Here is a 1,027-nt window from a genome sequence, read left to right on the forward strand (position 1 = left end):
TTATCTTGATTGTTTGGTCACTATCAATAATAAGAGAGAGTTATGAATTATTGGAAATCATGTGGCTCATTTTTTATGTAATCGAACCTATGAGAAGTGGCTCAATTTTAGATTATCAAATACACTTCTGTCATTCCTCCTGTAAGTCTTTGTATAACAATCCCATTTTCATCTATTAGAAATGTAGTAGGTAAAGGACTAATTCCATACGCGTCCATTACAGTCCCACTAGAATCCATAGGAATTGGAAAGCTAAGTTTGTGACGTTCGACAAACTTACTTACTGTCAATTCTGGTTCATTCACATTAACCGCTAATATCTCCACCCCAAGTTCCTTAAAACGCTCATACTGATTTTCCATGTATGGCATTTCTTTTTCACAAGGGGGACAATATGTACCCCAGAAGTTTAAAAATACACCTTTGCCACGATAATCACTTAATCTGATTGTTTGGTCGTTCAAGTCTTTTAACACAAAGTCAGGCGCTTTCTCACCGACTTTAACCATTCCATTTTGATCAGTAAAAAAGTTTTGATAAAACGTGTATCCTAAAGCTACAACAATTATGAGTAAAATAGTAGATCTAATAAGTAGACGACGTTTTTGTTTCATAAATAGCATCTCCTTTTAAGCATAATATCAAAAGGTAAACGCATCGTAATTAAGCTACGATGCGTTTTGAATTTTAAACTCTAACATTAATGTTTAAGTAGAAGGAACTCAATCTCTTAAAGGCTTTATTCATTATCTCTTGGATTTCTTTTTTCCTTAGCGTAACCGTGTGTAGCCACACGGTTTTTAACGTATGGTTCATCTTATTCGTTAGTTTTATTTGTTTTTGCAAGTGTTAGAAATATGATAATCAGAGAAAAGGCTGTTAACGCTAAAAAAGGAATGGTCTCTATAGCCCCTAAATGAACTTGGACAGTAAGAGTAATAAATATTATACTACTTATTGTACCAAGGAGGCTGACATCATGAAACGAACAAGACACTCAAAAGGTTTCAAATTACAAGTCGTAAAA

At 33.7% G+C, this 1,027-nt stretch carries 1 protein-coding gene; it reads right to left on the minus strand.

The window, feature by feature from the left end:
* Positions 1–107: 107 nt before the first annotated feature.
* Positions 108–614 (minus strand): thiol-disulfide oxidoreductase ResA, encoded by a 507-nt coding sequence (gene resA / locus E2L07_RS20580; RefSeq protein WP_134230535.1) that lies wholly within the window; start codon positions 612–614, stop codon positions 108–110.
* Positions 615–1,027 lie beyond the last annotated feature (413 nt).

This window comes from Halalkalibacterium halodurans (assembly GCF_004376175.1).
GTDB classification, from domain to species: Bacteria; Bacillota; Bacilli; order Bacillales; family Bacillaceae_D; genus Halalkalibacterium; species Halalkalibacterium halodurans.

What these genes read in the sequence shown, in the direction of transcription:
- resA (WP_134230535.1), bottom strand. Translation starts at nt 614, where the DNA reads ATGAAACAAAAACGTCGTCTACTTATTAGATCTACTATTTTACTCATA.